At 35.0% G+C, this 15,252-nt stretch carries 11 protein-coding genes; 3 read left to right on the top strand and 8 right to left on the bottom strand.

The features are described from left to right. Positions 1–32: 32 nt before the first annotated feature. The 4 genes from J8281_RS11250 to J8281_RS11235 form a co-directional block, all read right to left on the bottom strand. The gene (locus J8281_RS11250; RefSeq protein WP_210197721.1) at positions 33–2,105 is read right to left on the bottom strand and encodes a DUF5723 family protein; all 2,073 of its coding nucleotides are present in this window, start codon (positions 2,103–2,105) and stop codon (positions 33–35) included. A 141-nt stretch (positions 2,106–2,246) separates the two neighbouring features. Continuing rightward, positions 2,247–3,113, bottom strand: a complete 867-nt coding sequence (locus J8281_RS11245; protein ID WP_210197720.1) for a flagellar motor protein MotB — start codon at positions 3,111–3,113, stop codon at positions 2,247–2,249. Between the two features lie 97 nt (positions 3,114–3,210). Then, positions 3,211–4,203: a glycosyltransferase family 2 protein gene (locus J8281_RS11240; RefSeq protein ID WP_210197719.1), complete on the bottom strand. Its 993-nt coding sequence runs from the start codon at positions 4,201–4,203 to the stop codon at positions 3,211–3,213. Positions 4,204–4,222: 19 nt separating this feature from the next. Then, entirely contained in the window at positions 4,223–4,669 is a 447-nt protein-coding gene (locus tag J8281_RS11235) for a type I restriction enzyme HsdR N-terminal domain-containing protein (protein ID WP_210197718.1), read from the bottom strand. Positions 4,670–4,701: 32 nt separating this feature from the next. On the opposite strand from J8281_RS11235, the gene holA reads away from it, so the two are divergent. Further along, the gene (gene holA / locus J8281_RS11230) at positions 4,702–5,706 is read left to right on the top strand and encodes a DNA polymerase III subunit delta (RefSeq protein WP_210197717.1); all 1,005 of its coding nucleotides are present in this window, start codon (positions 4,702–4,704) and stop codon (positions 5,704–5,706) included. Between the two features lie 61 nt (positions 5,707–5,767). Further along, positions 5,768–7,078: an MFS transporter gene (locus J8281_RS11225; protein ID WP_210197716.1), complete on the top strand. Its 1,311-nt coding sequence runs from the start codon at positions 5,768–5,770 to the stop codon at positions 7,076–7,078. Between the two features lie 92 nt (positions 7,079–7,170). Here the strand turns inward: J8281_RS11225 and J8281_RS11220 are convergent, their stop codons facing one another. Together J8281_RS11220 and J8281_RS11215 are read right to left on the bottom strand one after the other, a co-directional pair. Further along, the gene (locus J8281_RS11220) at positions 7,171–7,776 is read right to left on the bottom strand and encodes a hypothetical protein (protein WP_210197715.1); all 606 of its coding nucleotides are present in this window, start codon (positions 7,774–7,776) and stop codon (positions 7,171–7,173) included. A gap of 384 nt (positions 7,777–8,160) precedes the next feature. Further along, a complete protein-coding gene (locus J8281_RS11215) occupies positions 8,161–8,616 on the bottom strand; it encodes an Lrp/AsnC family transcriptional regulator (protein ID WP_210197714.1) in 456 nt (151 codons plus the stop codon). Between the two features lie 132 nt (positions 8,617–8,748). Between J8281_RS11215 and J8281_RS11210 the strand changes: the two genes are divergently transcribed. Continuing rightward, positions 8,749–9,999 carry a cystathionine gamma-synthase family protein gene (locus J8281_RS11210; RefSeq protein ID WP_210197713.1) on the top strand — a complete coding sequence of 417 codons (1,251 nt, stop codon included), beginning with the start codon at positions 8,749–8,751 and terminating at the stop codon, positions 9,997–9,999. A gap of 975 nt (positions 10,000–10,974) precedes the next feature. Here the strand turns inward: J8281_RS11210 and fumC are convergent. Next, entirely contained in the window at positions 10,975–12,372 is a 1,398-nt protein-coding gene (fumC, locus tag J8281_RS11205) for a class II fumarate hydratase (protein WP_210197712.1), read from the bottom strand. Positions 12,373–12,746: 374 nt separating this feature from the next. Then, entirely contained in the window at positions 12,747–15,209 is a 2,463-nt protein-coding gene (locus J8281_RS11200) for an outer membrane beta-barrel family protein (RefSeq protein ID WP_210197711.1), read from the bottom strand. Positions 15,210–15,252: the final 43 nt, after the last annotated feature.

Raw genomic sequence — 15,252 nt, 5'->3', positions numbered from 1 at the left:
AGCCTCTTTTATAAGTTCTATTGATTGTAATCTTATTCTTTAACCAAATTGATTTCTACTCTACGGTTTTGAGCTCTTCCCGCTCTGGTTTTATTCGTAGCAATAGGTCGGTCTTCACCAAATCCTATGGCAGATAATCTAAATTGATCTATACCATTTTCAACCAAAAATGTTTTTACTGCATTTGCTCTGGCATCTGATAATCTTTGGTTTAATTTAGCGCTTCCGGCACTGTCGGTGTGACCTTCAACTTTGAATTTAGCTAGAGGGTATTCTTTTAAAATATTCACAATATCTGCTAATACTTGATTAGACTCTGCTTTAATGGTTGATCGACCAGAATCAAATAATATAGTTTTAGCATATTCGTTTAACGTTTTTTGAACCTCTTCGGTGACTTCTGGGCAACCACTGTTTGCGACTGTTCCGACTACATTAGGACAGTTATCATCTTTATCAAGTACTCCGTCCTGATCGGTATCAGGCCATGGACAACCGTAATTTTCCTGAGGTCCTGCAACTTCAGGACAGCTATCATCTTTATCAAGCAGTCCATCTTGATCAGTATCAGGCCATGGGCATCCGTTATTATCGACCTCTCCAGCTTCTTCAGGACATTGGTCATCTTTATCTAATACGGTATCCCCATCGGTATCAGGCCATGGGCAACCGTAGTTCGCTTCTGGTCCGGCAGTTTCGGGACATTCATCTACTTTATCCAGCACACCGTCTCCATCTTTATCTTTAGGTCTGGATTGATACACGGGGACTTTAAGACCAACATAAACATCGGCAGCTTTTGTTTCATCGCTTAATAAAACAGAGAGTACAGAACCAGATCCAACATACAACGGACCTGCTCTTAACCCAGCTCCCCACTGAAACCCACTATGCTGTAAAACACTTATAGGCGAATAAAAACTAAACCATTTGCTTTCAAATCTTGGAGTTAGAGATACTACATTTGCTATTCTACTTGTATTCGCTTTATCTCGGGACGTAAGTGAGAGATCTGTAGTTAAATTAAGATAGAATCTTTTATTCATACTCCAATCTACATTGGCATGAAGCGCCGTAGGTAAAACTGCTTTTTCTGAAGCTCCCAGAGTAGCTTGCCCGTATGATCTTTCTAACTCGTCAATATCGAGATCTTCAAATTCATTTTGAGTAATGGTTCTGTTGAAGTTATAACTTTCTTGCGTGCCTTCGTATGAAATGGCTCCGACATCGGTTAATGATAGTCCAAACTTCAATTTATATTTATTGACATCTTTTGGCATATACGTGTTCCCTTTACTATCGGTCGAAGTATATTCTTTATAATCAGGTCTCCACTCATAAACAAAACCTAAATCTACTCCAACACCCGTTGCACCGCTCACGATTTCGAATTCATCAAGGTCTTCTTCAAAATTTTCACTATATCCGTAGGCAACATCTCCTGTCGTGGTAACACTACCGTTTCCTGTATTAACATCGGCATCAAAATCGATAGACAAATCATTACCTGTAGCGTAAGCCGTACCTAAACCTTGTAGATATTTTAAAGTAAGACCACCCTTTAAAAAATGTTGTTCTTTATTAAAAATTACTCGCGCGTATGTTACTCCTATTTCTGCCCAGCTGTGTGCACTCGCATAAGCGCTTCCTTGATTTACATCGAAATCGATATTATCATCAAGATTATCAATGACACCTTCTAATGTTTCACCATTGATATCATTTACATTAAAAAATGCTCTTGCTCTGCTGTATACAGCTATCGAACTTTTTTCATTAATATTAAACATAAAAGCGGGACCCAGTACATCTACATTTCCTACCAAATTGTTTTTATCTTCAGGAAATGCTCTTGCTTCGTCTTCAATTTCGTAACTATCATCAAAAATATCAGAGAAGTTTACCCCATAATAATCGTTGCCCACAAAAGCGCTAACACCTACTAGATTAACATCTGTTTTAAATCTTGAATCTGTAATAGTAGCAGGGTTGCTTATTACCCCGTGTACACCGCTGTAGTTGTCGGTCAAAAATCCCATGTAGGATTGAGAGTTCATAGATGTTATGCATAACATCAATAGTGAAAATAAAACAAGTTTTCTCATAGTTAAAGTTTAGATAAGGGTTTGTTAAAGTCTGCAAATATATTAGTATTTTTTATATAACGAATAAAATACAGAATTCATTTAAAAAAAATAGGCTCCCTAAACTAGGGAGCTCATATAATTTTTTATATAAACGGTTGTCTAATTACCTCCTTGAGAAGCTTTTTTCATTCCGTCCTCAATCATATTATAAAATTGATCAAGTTTAGGTAAAACCACAATTCGTGTTCGTCTATTTTTAGCTTTATTAGCTGCAGAATCGTTGCTTGCTACAGGAACATAATAACTTCTACCAGCCGCAGTCATACGTTTTGGGTCAACTTTAAAGTCGTTTTGTAGTACTCTTACAACGGAAGTAGCACGTTTCACACTAAGATCCCAGTTGTCTAAAAGCACTTTATTTTTAATAGGTACATTATCGGTATGACCTTCTACTAAAAATTCGATATCAGGCTTATCGTTTACAACTTTTGCTACTTTTCCTAATACTTCACGAGCTCTTGCAGAAACATTATAACTTCCACTTTTGAAAAGTAATTTGTCAGAAATAGAAACGTATACTACGCCCTTTTCTACATTAATTTCAATATCCTCATCGGCAAGATTACCTAGAGCACCTTTAAGACTTGTAACCAAAGCAAGGGTTACAGAATCTTTTTTGGTAATCGCATCTTGCATGGTTTTGATTTGTAAATCCTTTTCTTTGATACTTTCTAAAGATTTCTCCAAATTTTCTGCTTCTTTTGTAGATAGCGTTGCAAGATTTCCTACATTATTCAATAATGCCGAATTTTGATTTTTTAGATTGGATACTTGATCTTGAAGTACTTTTAATCGTGATGAAGAACTTGCTTTTTCTTCTAAACAGCTGTTTAGTTTAACCGTTGCAGAATTTAATAAGTCTTCAGTTTCTTTTTGTTTGGCTTCTAGTTCAGAGAATTTCTTCTGTGAAACACATGAAGATAATAAAATGGCCATAGAGGCACCAATAATCATTACTTTTTTCATTAGAAAATTGTTTTAAGTCTTGTTCTGGTTATAGAACTCAAAATTATTAAAAATGTGGCGTAATAATAGGCCGTTAACAATAATTTATTAAATAACCTTATAATTGATTAAAATGTTTACGTTTTAAAATAAAATACTGCCATACAACGGAAAAAATTGAATAATATTTCCCCCGTTGAGAAAGTTTTTTTCTTTTTTTAACGAAACGGTTAAAATTAAGGTAGAAGCCAAAATGCGCCCTAAGTATCGCTGCAAAATGCGAAAATTTCCCCGAAATTAAAAATTTTATACCTGCTAATCCATCCAATAGCATTCGATTAAATAACACCCACCACACCTTAGGACCTGGAACATTTTTAAGGAGCATAAACAAGTTATTTCTAAAGTTTAGAAACGTTTTTCTTGGATTCATGGTATCTAATGTAGCCCCTCCTAAATGATATACTTTTGATAGGCCACAATACATGACTTTATAGCCAAGGTGATGTATTCGCCAGCAAAGATCAATTTCTTCTTGGTGAGCAAAAAAATCTTCATCAAGTCGTCCTACTTCTTCAAAAACCTGTTTTTTAATGAATAAACAAGCACCGCTTGCCCAAAATATTTCGATGCAATCATTGTACTGACCTTTATCTTCTTCTAATGTGTCAAAAATTCTACCGCGACAATAGGGATATCCCATTTTATCAATAAACCCACCTGCAGCTCCCGCATATTCAAAATACCCTTTGTTTTTGTAATCCAAAATTTTTGGTTGCACCGCAGCTACAGCACTATCGCTTTTAAAAGTTTTGATTATAGGAATAAGCCAGTCTTTACTTACCTCTACATCACTATTCAATAAACAAAAAATATCGGCCTCAATTTGGGAAAGAGCGTCATTATATCCCTTAGCATACCCACCGTTGCTTGTATTAATAATGATACGAACTTCAGGAAATTTATCTTTTATATAGGTTACAGAAGTATCTGTAGAGGCATTATCTGCTACATATATGACGGCCTCTTTGGAGTGAGTTATAACAGAAGGTAGAAACTGTTCTAGCAGTAGCCTTCCATTCCAATTTAATATGACTACGGCGATATTCATGAGTGTAGTGTCATGGGATTTATTTGCTATAATTTGGGAAGTCTTTTAAAAATGTATATTGCTGATTGTGATAATCTAGTTGACAAAAATAATGGTTCAATCCATTTGTAATCATTAGGTAATCGGCATTTAATACCAGGTTGTAACGAGCAATTTGATCAAATACTTCTTGTGTAATTTTAACTTTATAGGATTTGCATTCTACAATACAATGAATAGTGCCATCTGGTTTAAATATCACTATGTCATATCGTTTATAAATAGAATTGATTTTTAAAGACTTTTCTACATTTATTAGACTTTCTGCATATTTTTTATGTTCAATAAGATAATTAACGGTATGTTGACGCACCCATTCTTCGGGAGTAAGACTAACAAATTTTTTGCGAATTCGATCAAAAATAGCAATATTATTTTCGCTACTTTTGAATCTGAATTGATATGCCGGAAAGTTCAATTGCTGCATTTGCATGGCACAAATTTGATGATTTTTTCTGAATGGACGAAGTAAAACAAATTGTAACCGATATAAAAAGTGGAAATAGTAAACCTATTTACTTCTTGATGGGTGAGGAACCTTATTATATTGATAAAATTTCAGAATTTATTGATCAAAATATACTTACCGAAGAAGAAAAAGGCTTTAATCAAATGGTTTTATACGGTCGTGACGTAACCATCGATGAAATTGTGAGCAATGCAAAGCGATTTCCTATGATGGCAGAGCGGCAAGTTGTTATTGTAAAAGAAGCGCAGGAATTGTCTCGTACCATCGAGAAATTAGCTGAATATGCCGAAAATCCTCAGCCCACTACCATTCTGGTTGTGTGCTACAAATACAAAAAAATAGATAAACGAAAAAAACTGTTTAAACTGGTCTCTCAAAACGGAGTAATTTTTGAAGGTAAGAAATTATATGAAAATCAGGTAGCCGATTGGATTAGACGGGTTTTGGCAGGTGCAAAATACAACATAGACCCTAAAGCTACACAAATGTTGGTCGAATTTTTAGGTACAGATTTAAGTAAAATTGATAATGAATTACAAAAACTAAAAGTCATTATTCCCCAAGGATCTACTATAACTGCAGATCATATAGAAAAAAATATAGGAATAAGTAAAGAGTTTAATAATTTTGAGTTGCGCAAAGCTATTGGAGAGCGAAATATTCTTAAAGCGCATAGAATCATTAACTATTTTATGCAAAATCCGAAAGATAATCCGTTGGTAGTCACTATATCTTTATTGTATAGTTTCTTTTCGCAAGTACTACAGTATCATGGTTTGTCAGATAAGTCACAGCGCAATGTAGCCAGTGTTTTGAAAGTAAATCCTTATTTTGTTAAAGATTATACAGAAGCTGCGCGTAATTTTCCTATGAAAAAAGTGAGTGGTATTATTTCGTTATTACGGGATGCTGACTTAAAGGGAAAAGGGGTAGGGGCATCTAATCTTTCTCAGGGAGATATTCTTAAAGAACTACTCGTTCAAATTATGGCATAACTTCATGTTTTATTAGCAATAGTTTAACATTATTTCCAGTCGAACAATTCTATTTTAGAGGATGCAATTTTTAAACAAGACGATATTTCCTATTTTACTAGTAAATTTTATAGGTATTTTGGGATACAGTATCGTTATCCCGATCTTGATATTTATAGTTACAGATTTAGGAGGGAATGGATTTGTGTATGGTATTTTGGGAGCAATGTATCCTTTTTTTCAACTTATTGGAGCACCAATTTTAGGAAAATTATCTGATCGAGTAGGGCGCAAAAAAGTCTTGATAGTAAGCCAAGTAGGAACTTTTATTGCTTGGTCTTTATTTTTATTGGCTTTTATGTTACCCGAACTAGTGGTATGGTCTTCCAGTTCTCAATTTACCGGGACTTATATTATGACCTTACCTTTACTATTGATTTTTGTTGCTCGAATTTTTGATGGTTTTACTGGCGGAAACATTTCGGTAGCTAATGCGTATTTGTCTGATGTCTCTACTGATGATGATCGTGATAAGAATTTCGGAATGATGGGTGCTTCTACTAGTCTGGGGTTTGTATTGGGTCCCGCAGTTGCAGGTTTATTGGCATCGACTTTTTTAGGTGAAATGCTACCAATTATTCTGGCTGCAATCATATCACTTATTGCTATTGTAGTTATTTTGACAAAATTACCAGAAAGTAATCCTTGTGTCGTCGATACCGGAAAATTAGGTCTAAGATCATTTAGAAGGTTTTTTCAAGTAGAGCATAAAGAATGCTATACGGGTGAAGACCCAGAGGATTCCAATTCGAAGACATTTTTGGATATACTTCGACTTGATCATATACCTCTGTTGTATACTATATATTTTCTTACATTTTTAGGATTTAGTCTGTTTTACGCAGGATTACCAATTTATGCATCAACACTATTGCAATGGTCTTCTGTAGAACTAGGTGTTTTTTTAGCATATTCGAGTTTAATCATGATTTTAGTTCAGGGACCATTACTATCCAAGCTCTCAGGATCGATACCTAGTATGACATTTATTACTGTTGGTACACTTTTATTGTCGCTTAGCTTTTATTTGTTGTCGATACCTAATATTATGGTTATGTATATTGCCATTACATTGCTATCCTTAGGAAATGGTTTAATGTGGCCAAGTTTTTTATCGCTACTATCAAAAACAGGTACACATCAGCTGCAGGGAACTATACAAGGATATGGCAATAGTATGGGGAGTTTTGCCAGTATATTCGGACTTGTACTAGGTGGTATTTTGTTTGAAAGTATCGGAGTCCTGGTTTTTAAAATTGGAGCAGTCATTTTTTTATGTATACTCGTTTTAGTTCTTTGGTTTACCATTAGACCGAATAGCGTTCAAAAATAGAATAAAAATATCAAGTAGAAACTTGGGTATTTGTAGTTGTTCAAAATGGCATTCCTATGCGTGGTAGGAATAATGAAGAGGGTGTAGTGCATTTAGATACACGAACACAATCTGGATGAACTGAGTCGAAATATAAATCCAAAATTGAATTGAATATAACTATTTACTGGATTTCCTGATATTCCTTTTTTAAACACCGCCTGCATGTTGAAACGTGTTTGTTCGGATAAGAACCAATTGATTCCTGCCCCCAAATTAAATGAAATCACGTCTTCAGAATCAAAAAATGTCATTCCGGGGCCAGCGGCTAGATACCCTTCGTAAATCGCTCTTCGAGGATTGAGCCAAAGATTACTTATGTAATACTTAAGATGACCATCCAAAGCGATTACAGATACATCCTGATCCAAAGTCGTGCTATTGACCTGTTTTCCTTCTAACTGACGATTAAAATTAAAACGACCTTCTAGTCCAAAGTCATTTCTAAACCTTTTTTCTAAAGAAAGCGAAATTGGTGTTTGAAAGTGATAGTTTGATTTAAAATCAAATAAATCACCAACGCTTTGTGCAGAATCGTTAATAAGGTTAACACCTACGCCTAAGATCCATGGATTTTCATAATTTCTTTGTTGTGCTATGGTTGTGGTTGTAAAAATAATTGATAACACAAAAACAAACTGAAAACGATAAAAATTCATAAACAGTTACTTACAATTAACAGTTAAATATATTTTAGTTCGTTTACAGATATGATCTCATTCAATTTAAAAAGTAAACCATTTAAAAAACGCGCAGCTACGAGGAACTTAAACCCGCTTTATGCATTAGAAAATCCCCGCCTGCCATTTTATTTAGAAAAGGCGGGCAGGTATTACGGCTTTAATCAGCTGCAAAACCAAGCACTACGTTGTGTTTTTGAGTTTCACCGTAGCCCTTCGACTACGTTCAGGATAAACTACTATTCCGAAACTTAGAAAACACTTCCAAACGCTACATCTCGCCCAAAGCAATGCTTTATCGTGGCATTTTCAACCCTCATAACGAAATTCTAACGTATAAAGCGGGTTAAACTATTTTCTGTATTATGGAATAGGTAAGTAAGAAAAACCCTTAACTTCAGTCATTACAAAAGAGCTTTGAACCTTTGAAATATTCTCTAGAGAAGCTAATTTATTTGAAAGAAAGTCTTGATAGTGTTGCATATCCTTTACATAAATTTTGACTAAATAATCGAACATACCCGCAACATGATAGCATTCTACCACCTCAGGAAATTGGTGAATATCCTTTTCAAAGTTTTTAATAAAATCCTTTTGATGTAAGTTTAAGGTGATATTGCAAAAAGCCAACAACTGCAAACCTATTTTTTTTCTATTTACAATAGCTTTATATGAATCAATATATCCGTCTTTTTCTAATTTTTTAACTCTTTCAAAAATAGGAGTAGTAGTAAGATGTAATCGTTCTGCTATCTCTTTCATTGTTATTTTACCATCTTTTTGTAGTAAAAGAAGGATGTTCTTATCAATTGAATCCATAAAATTTTTCTGCTAATTACAATTTTTTTTATTCACTATAGAATTATATTCTAAAAATATATAATTTTTATGATTTTATTCTAAATATATGGTAATACTTAGTTTTTAATTCTATATGATGTAATTTTAGCTATGGAAAAACATGATTTTAACCCCGAGAGTTTAATGATGACATATGGTTATAAGCCTGAGTTATCTGAAGGAGCAGTAAAATGCCCAATTTTTCAAACTTCAACCTTCGTATTTCAAACTGCTGAAGAGGGAAAAGCTTTTTTTGAGTTAGCATACGGCTTACGAGAAAAGTCTCCTAAAGAAGAACTAGGTTTAATTTATAGCCGAATCAATAATCCTAACTTAGAGATTCTAGAAAACAGACTTTGCCTTTGGGATACGTCTGAAGATTGTGCTGTTTTTGAAAGTGGTATGTCTGCCATAAGTACTGTGCTATTAGAATTTTTGAAACCAGGGGATTTACTAGTGTACAGTAATCCTTTGTATGGTGGTACAGATCATTTTATTCATCATTTTCTGAGTAAAATTGGGGTGCATACATTGGGGATTATGCCTAACCAAGACATCGATGATATTACCAGAATGATTACGAACTCTGGTAAGGCAGACCAGCTTGCAATGATATATTTGGAAACTCCGGCAAATCCAACCAATGATATTGTAGACATTCAGATGTTTGTCGAGATTGCCAGGCAATTTAGTACCAAAGATAAAAAAACACTAGTCGCTGTCGATAATACGTATATGGGGCCATTATGGCAACACCCTTTACAATGTGGTGCAGATTTGGTGTTGTATTCTGCCACCAAATATATCGGGGGACATAGTGATTTGATTGCGGGTGCAGTACTAGGTGCTGCAGAATTGATGTTAAGAGTCAAAACATTACGAACCTTTTTGGGAAACATGGTAAGTCCGCATACTGCCTGGTTAATGCTTCGAAGTCTCGAAACGTTAAAGGTACGAATGGATCAACAAACTAGTAATGCGCAAATAGTAGCTAATTTTCTTAATCGGCACCCAAAGGTAAAGCACGTTTATTACCTGGGTTTACTAAAAGAAAATAGCAAAGCTTTCTCAATTTACAAGAAACAATGTACAGCTCCGGGTGCTATGGTGTCTTTTGATATTGAAGGAGGCGAGAAAGAAGCTTTTACCTTTTTAAATCATCTTAGGTTAATGAAATTAGCAGTAAGTTTGGGGAGCACAGAAAGCCTTGCAGAGCACCCTAAAAGTATGACTCATGCCGGGGTAGATCCCGAACAGTGTAAAAAAATGAATATAACCGATCAATTGGTACGACTATCTATAGGTGTCGAGCATCCAGATGATTTGGTCTGGGATCTGGAGCAAGCACTTGCAAAGGTGTAATGGTTCAGATTCAGAATCAAACTTACGTTATATTTTTAAGTTTATCATAGCCTTTCAACTCAGGTTAAACTGCTCTACTGAAACTTAGAAAATACTTCCAATGCTACATCTCGCTCAAAGCAATACTTTGTTGTGGCATTTTCAAACCTCATAATGAAATTCTAATACATACATCGAGTTCAACTCTATCTACTGTTCTTTATATCATGAGCATAATCATGTGTTTTCCAGCTTTGAATACGATCTATTTGAACCACGAAGGGGAGATTACCTGTAAATAAGGGTCTTTTTCCCCATTGCGTCATATACCTAATCAGATTACATTTGTATCAGAATCAATACGAACTTATTTAGAAATTAAATTAAACACAAAAATCATGAATGTATTAGGGATTAACTTCAGCTTTATTTTAAAATTTGTAAAAGAGCTTCCGAAAGCAAGTAGTTTCGCTATCCACAGATAAAGCGATACATAGAAAGCACGTTCTATCACACGATTTTGAAGTTTGAGAGCGTACTGAAAAATGTCAACTATAAAATTTATATCGTATACAATACTTTTACACAATATAATATGAAAAAGCCATAAAAATAAGGATGATACCCACTGGTATGATTTAATGGCTATTCCACCCGCCTACCAGCTGCTAGACAGGCAGGTTTGACAACTAAAAAAACAAAAAATATAAACAGATGAAATTCTTTCGAATTACCTTTAGATTTATGCAAGAATTTATGCGCGTACTACCAAAAATTAAGTAGTTCGGTAATAAATAGATAGTAATTGAAATATTCTTGTTGGGGGACAAAATATTTACAATTCGGGGAGATGATCAAAGTAAGAGAAAGTAAAAAATCCGCATTTAGATGAATGCGGATTTTTATCGTTTTATTGTACTGCTAAATTGATCTAATTTTTACGCTGATATACTCGTTCAATCTTCCTTTCTCTCATTGTAAAGATTTCAGCTGCTATTATTTTAATGCACCGACCATATCCTCTGGTTTTACCCATTCTTCAAACTCTGCTTCATTAACATATCCTAGAGCAATGGCTTCTTGCTTAAGTGTAGTTCCGTTTTTATGAGCAGTATTCGCGATTTCGGCAGCTTTGTAGTATCCTATTTTAGTATTAAGTGCTGTTACCAGCATTAATGAGTTATTCAACAATTCAGTAATCCTACTATGATTTGGTTCAATACCTGTTGCACAATGTTCATCAAATGATACGCAAGCATCACCAATAAGTTGCGCACTTTGTAAAAGATTGGCTGCCATTACTGGTTTAAAGACATTCAATTCAAAATGTCCTTGCATTCCTCCCACAGCAATAGCCACATCGTTCCCCATCACTTGAGCGCATACCATAGTTAAGGCTTCACATTGTGTAGGGTTTACTTTTCCTGGCATGATCGAACTACCAGGTTCGTTTGCCGGAATAATTAATTCCCCTATTCCGCTTCTTGGTCCCGAGGCTAGCATACGAATATCATTTCCAATTTTATTAAGAGATACGGCTAACTGCTTAAGTGCGCCATGAGTCTCAACAAAAGCATCGTGTGCTGCCAGCGCTTCAAATTTATTTTCGGCCGTTATAAAGGGTAAACTAGTAAACTGGGCAATAAATTCTGAAACTCGTTTCGCATACCCTTTTGGAGCATTTAATCCGGTTCCAACAGCAGTACCCCCTAACGCTAGTTCTGTTAAATGAGGTAACGTGTTTTCTAGCGCTTTAAGACCGTGATCTAATTGAGACACATAACCCGATAATTCTTGTCCTATAGTTAGCGGGGTAGCATCCATAAAATGAGTACGTCCGATTTTTACAACATTCTTGAACTCTTCAGACTTTTTCTTTAACGTATCTCTAAGTTGAGTTATACCAGGAATAGTTACCTCTACAATTTTCTTATAAGCTGCAATATGCATCCCAGTAGGAAAGGTGTCATTAGAAGATTGAGATTTGTTTACATCGTCATTAGGTTGTAAAGTTTTTTCTCCTTCGCCGATCGTATTACCTGCTAATTGATGCGCCCGGTTTGCGATCACTTCATTAACATTCATATTGCTTTGAGTGCCCGAACCAGTTTGCCATATGACTAACGGAAATTGATCATCGTGTTTTCCTTCTAAAATCTCGTCACATACTTGTGCTATAAGATCTCTTTTTTCGATAGGTAATGCTCCCAATTCACAATTGGTATACGCAGCAGCCTTTTTGAGATAAGCAAAACCATAAACAATTTCTAGTGGCATAGAGGCCGGAGCACCTATTTTGAAATTATTTCTTGAACGTTCGGTTTGTGCCCCCCATAACTTATCGGCAGGTACTTTTACCTCACCCATCGTATCTTTCTCTATTCTATAATTCATTACTGAGATGATTTGTTTTTTTGAAAACGCAAATTTAAGCATTTACAGGGCTATTTTTGAATATTACTCCTATTTTTTGCTCAGCTTTTAAGACTGTAAATTGATCGTATAAATAAATGTATTTTATGCTATGACATCTACGTAAGACTTATTATCTTTGCTGAAATTGAAAATATAAACAGTATTATGTTCGAATTCGATCAGTACCTTGGATTTTTAGCTTTTTTAACCATTTTGACGATAGGTTTTTGGTTAATGATTTTCTTGTTAACTTTTGTTGTTCCTTACTGGATCATAGGGGCAAATCTTGAAAATTTTAAATTGAGAAGAGAAGCTAAACGCAAAGCAAGAGAAGAAGCATAATTTTCTGAAGGTTACCCTTCAAACTCATCATTCCCATTATAGTTTCTTTGTGTGCCACTTCTTTTCTTTTTTTGATTAAATCTGTACGTGAATGATATATTGAAACTTCGTTCTCTCCATTGAAATTCACTATCTGAAATAAATGTAGGAGTAGTTGCTGTACTTATTCGTTTTCTGGAGTTAAAAACGTCATTTACATTAAACGTTAATGATGCTTTTTCTTTGAATAGGTCTTTACTCAAAGCCAGCGTCATACTGAAAATACCTTCATTTCTATTTTGGGCGTCTTCATTGGGTCCCCTGTAAAAAATACTGGTTTGCCAGTCGACTTTCCCGGGTAATATATATTTGTTATTTAACCTTGCGAACCAGCTCACATTCGTATTGTCTAAAGATTCTCCATTATTTTCACCTCTTATAGTATTCTGAAAAGCATTGAAGTTCCCATTAAGCCTCCATTTTTTATTGGGATTGTAAGTTAAGGTAAATTCAAAACCAAATCGATCAGAACTCGTTAGGTTTACCGGGGTTCTACGAAGTACAGGTACTTCAGTGCCAGAATTATTTTCATCGGCCCCTATAATTACAGTATCTCCTGTGTCTTCAGTAATAAAGGTGAATATTTGAGTAGATCTGTTGTAATATATAGAAGAGTTAACCGTCAGTTTACCTATTCGATTTAGATACCCCAAGTCAAATACATTAGAGTAGCTAGGATCTAGGTCGGCATTTCCTTGAAATAAGTTTGTCGCACTTGATCGTGAAGGAAAAGGATTAATAAAACGAGAGCGTGGTCGCCTGATTCTTCTGTTATAGCCTAATGTAAGACTTTGTTTTTCTGTTAATTTATAGCCAAGGTTTATTGTAGGGAACACATCGGTGTACTCTTTTCTATTGAAGTCACTGCTCGTTCGTTGATCGATTGTTATTTTGGTGTCTTCTATTCTAAGCCCAAGTAAATACGATAATTTTCCTAATTTGCTCCCCCATTGGGTATAGGCTGCATTGATTCGTTCTTTAAAAATCAAATTATTAGATAAATTCGTATCAGTAATTACAGAACCATTCGTATCAAACTGAACTAAAAAATCAGTGTTTAAATCGTTAAAGTTTCCTCTATATCCCAATTCGAATTGAGATTTTTCTCCAATAGGGAGCACATAATCAGCTTGTAAAAGAATACGATCTTGAAGCTCTAAAGTGTTCACTAGCTCTACAGTAGTGATATTTTCTTGAGTGATTCTAGAACGTTCATCTTCTGTGCTTTCTTCTACTTGAAAATCAAAAGATAATGTGTGCCCGCTGTCGTTGAAATTTTTTACATAGTTGAGTGCATATTGTTTGGTAAGATCGTCTTCAACTTCGGGATCAAAACGTAGGTTCTGACTCAAAATGTTTCCATTACTATCCGGTTCTGTTATTAGATTTGTGGTATTACGTTCATTATCTCTCGATCGATATAAAATTGAAGAGGTTAACGACGAACTATCATTGATATACCATTCGACCCCCAGGTTGACATTGATTCCTTTTTGGACCCTGTCGAAGTTTCTTTTTTCGGTAAGAAAAGAATCCGGGTTGTCTGTACCGTCAGAGGCGATATTGAAAAATCTAGTTTCAGTAAATGAATTTCCCGGAACTTCTCTATAGGTATAACCCGAAGTAGTAAAAAAGTTAAAATCTCCTGTTCTGTAATTTAAATTACCTGATGTTCCGGCGGTTGTAGGATACCCGCTATTTAATGTGATGGCACCATTTAACCCTAGTAATTTACTTCTTCTTAAAATAATATTTAAAATACCGGCTGTACCTTCAGCATCATATCGCGCAGATGGGGAAGTGATAACTTCAACTTTTTCAATTGATTCTGCCGGTAATTGACGCAAAGCTTCGGTACTATTTAAGCCTACAAGTCCCGAGGGTTTACCATTGATCAGTATGGTGACGTTATCATTTCCGCGTAGCGCCACATTGCCTTCAACATCTACTGATACCGATGGTACATTATCTAAAACATCGCTTACCGTACCGCCACTTACTGTAAGATCTTTACCAACATTATAAATTTTCTTGTCTAGTTTGATTTCGACTGTAGTTTTCTCGGCAATAACCACAACATCGTCTAGTGTTTCAGTATCCAGAGCAAGTTTTAGAGTGCCCAAATTGGTGTCTTTAGATAACGTTAATCCGGGTAAAGTTTTTGTTGTAAATGAGATAAACTCAACATTCACATCGTAAATACCAGCATGAACTTCTATTTTGAACCTGCCATTTTGATCTGTGATTCCCCCTGTAACAATTTTTTGCTGCTCAGGACTGTAAAATGAAACCGTTGCATATTCAAGAGGACTGTTTGTATCTTGATCTAGTACTAGTCCCGATACGGTAATACGATTTTTCTGAAAATTGTCAGTTTGTTGAGCGTAAATAGAAAGTATAGGCAGGAGTACAGCTACTATATAAAACCTTAACATATGTAATGTTATATTTTTTCCTGCTAAAAGTATCAAAGGTCTT

The sequence above is a fragment of the Aquimarina sp. U1-2 genome (genome assembly GCF_017897595.1).
In the GTDB taxonomy this organism is placed as follows: domain Bacteria; phylum Bacteroidota; class Bacteroidia; order Flavobacteriales; family Flavobacteriaceae; genus Aquimarina.
Note: the sequence above shows the minus strand (reverse complement) of the source record. Positions and strands in the feature narration are given on the sequence as shown.

Excerpts from the sequence above, each read along its gene's own strand:
- J8281_RS11250 (WP_210197721.1), bottom strand. The coding sequence starts at position 2,105 with ATGAGAAAACTTGTTTTATTTTCACTATTGATGTTATGCATAACATCT.
- J8281_RS11245 (WP_210197720.1), bottom strand. The coding sequence starts at position 3,113 with ATGAAAAAAGTAATGATTATTGGTGCCTCTATGGCCATTTTATTATCT.
- J8281_RS11240 (WP_210197719.1), bottom strand. The coding sequence starts at position 4,203 with ATGAATATCGCCGTAGTCATATTAAATTGGAATGGAAGGCTACTGCTA.
- J8281_RS11235 (WP_210197718.1), bottom strand. The coding sequence starts at position 4,669 with ATGCAGCAATTGAACTTTCCGGCATATCAATTCAGATTCAAAAGTAGC.
- holA (WP_210197717.1), top strand. The coding sequence starts at position 4,702 with ATGGACGAAGTAAAACAAATTGTAACCGATATAAAAAGTGGAAATAGT.
- J8281_RS11225 (WP_210197716.1), top strand. The coding sequence starts at position 5,768 with ATGCAATTTTTAAACAAGACGATATTTCCTATTTTACTAGTAAATTTT.
- J8281_RS11220 (WP_210197715.1), bottom strand. The coding sequence starts at position 7,776 with ATGAATTTTTATCGTTTTCAGTTTGTTTTTGTGTTATCAATTATTTTT.
- J8281_RS11215 (WP_210197714.1), bottom strand. The coding sequence starts at position 8,616 with ATGGATTCAATTGATAAGAACATCCTTCTTTTACTACAAAAAGATGGT.
- J8281_RS11210 (WP_210197713.1), top strand. The coding sequence starts at position 8,749 with ATGGAAAAACATGATTTTAACCCCGAGAGTTTAATGATGACATATGGT.
- fumC (WP_210197712.1), bottom strand. The coding sequence starts at position 12,372 with ATGAATTATAGAATAGAGAAAGATACGATGGGTGAGGTAAAAGTACCT.
- J8281_RS11200 (WP_210197711.1), bottom strand. The coding sequence starts at position 15,209 with ATGTTAAGGTTTTATATAGTAGCTGTACTCCTGCCTATACTTTCTATT.